The organism is Escherichia sp. WS547, assembly GCF_046486065.1.
Lineage (GTDB): Bacteria > Pseudomonadota > Gammaproteobacteria > Enterobacterales > Enterobacteriaceae > Escherichia > Escherichia coli.
This window is the reverse complement of sequence record NZ_JBJQMA010000057.1, coordinates 1-1,343: the sequence shown is the minus strand read 5'-3', so window position 1 is coordinate 1,343 and position 1,343 is coordinate 1. Positions and strand designations below refer to the sequence as shown.

General features: G+C 51.4%; 1 protein-coding gene. It reads right to left on the bottom strand.

Annotated elements, in window-relative coordinates; translation table 11 throughout:
- Window positions 1-173 precede the first annotated feature (173 nt).
- Window positions 174-1,286, bottom strand: a complete 1,113-nt coding sequence (locus tag ACJHWK_RS23880; protein ID WP_001300563.1) for an IS4-like element IS421 family transposase — start codon at window positions 1,284-1,286, stop codon at window positions 174-176.
- Window positions 1,287-1,343 lie beyond the last annotated feature (57 nt).

Below are 1,343 nucleotides of genomic sequence, written 5' to 3'. Positions count from 1 at the left end.
CCCATAAGCGCTAACTTAAGGGTTGAACCATCTGAAGAATGCGACGCCTCGGTGCCTCGTTAAGACGATGCCTCGCGTTCTTCAATTGCGTTTTGTAGGCTGTCAGGGATACTGTCCCACGAATGGCCACCTGTAAGCTCCAGATGACCATTTTTGTTATTCTCCACAACGAGTTAGTTCTTCTTTTCGGATCCGGCACTTCTGGGGGGGAAATCCAGCGATGGCTGGATTATGTCGTCAATTAAAAATGCGGCGAGTAGATTAGCAAATATCCACGCTTTCGCGAGTTCAGGTTCCTTTGCACGCAAAGCATCCAGGTGCAGCAAACTTTTGAGCCGCTTAAAAGCCAGTTCAATTTGCCATCGCAGACGGTAACAATCAGCCACTTGCTCTGCTGAATATTCATCTTCCGGTAATGATGTTAGCAATAGCACATGGCCCGCTGCTTCCAGCGTTTCCGCCTGAACTACTCGTCCTTTTCGACGATTCTCGCTGAGCAGTCGGGTTTTACTGATTAATGCTTTTTCGGGAGGAAGTGATACGGCAATGAGACGTGCCGGAAAGGGAGCTCCGGCTTTTTTATTACCTGAATTGCCTATCATTACAGTGGTTTCACCGTTCTTACCGCAATCCAGCCCGCGCAGAAAACCCATCATGTCAAAGCGCATTCCTTCTGCAGTTAACCAGCGCAATCCTCGCCAGTGAACCCGGACGATATAATCAGCTTCTCCAAAAGCAAGTGAGCGGATACATTCGGGACGCGAACCGAATCCCCGGTCAGCAATGCGTATCTCGTCTGCCGTTTGCGCAAATCGGTCCAGCCGTTCAGCGTCTCTGCTGTCGGTTAGCTCAAAATCAGTGAACTGACAGGTATGAGGATCATATCCCATATGTAGTCGCCATTCAGCGCTGCCGCCCCCGGGCGCACTGATTGCTGTTCCATCGACAAGACGCAATCTCTTTCCGCTTGTACAACCCGTAACTGCGGCGCGTACAGCAAGTGTTTGTGCGGCAAGTATGCCAAACCAGTCGGCGGCATTCCGCAGCCGCTTCAGGAGAGCCACGTCAGATAATGTTGCAACGTCATGGAGCTGAGCCCATGCAGTGACTTCACGTAATGACATCCCCCCGGGGCCGTAAGCCAGCCCCAGACGTAGCAGAGTTGCAGCATCACGAATTTCGCGGCGGCGGGTTAGAGCCCCGGCATTACGTGCCGAAGTATCCAGTTCTTCGGGCTTACCAATATGGGCCAGAATTGCTGACCAGTTATCGTGAGAGTAATTCATCGGCACGTTAAATCATATCAGGCGTAATACCACAACCCTTAAGTTAGCGCTTATGGG